This is a genomic window from Burkholderia sp. SIMBA_051, from assembly GCF_046534915.1.
In the GTDB taxonomy this organism is placed as follows: Bacteria; Pseudomonadota; Gammaproteobacteria; order Burkholderiales; family Burkholderiaceae; genus Burkholderia; species Burkholderia ambifaria.
Genome location: NZ_JAWRXS010000752.1, coordinates 1 through 243, shown reverse-complemented (window position 1 = coordinate 243; position 243 = coordinate 1). Strand labels below are relative to the sequence as shown.

General features: G+C 71.2%; 1 protein-coding gene. It reads right to left on the bottom strand.

Annotation, left to right across the window (positions count from 1 at the left end):
• Positions 1-243, bottom strand: a 243-nt coding sequence (locus SB771_RS36485; protein ID WP_410722221.1) for an SUMF1/EgtB/PvdO family nonheme iron enzyme, incomplete at both ends; no start/stop codon positions are given.

Below are 243 nucleotides of genomic sequence, written 5' to 3'. Positions count from 1 at the left end.
CCGCGGCTGCCGGCGCGGGCCGCGTATTCCCATTCGGCCTCGGTGGGCAGGCGGTAGACGCGGCCTTCCTCGCGGCTGAGCCAGCGCGCCATGGCGGTCGCGTCGTTCCAGCTTACATTGACGACGGGATGCGCGTCGGTCTGGGCGAAGCCGGGGTTGCGCCACGAATAGCGGCGGTCACGCCCCTCGAAGGCGTCGCCGCGTTCGCTGGCATCGGGGTCGTAGGCGGCGTTGTAGCCATAG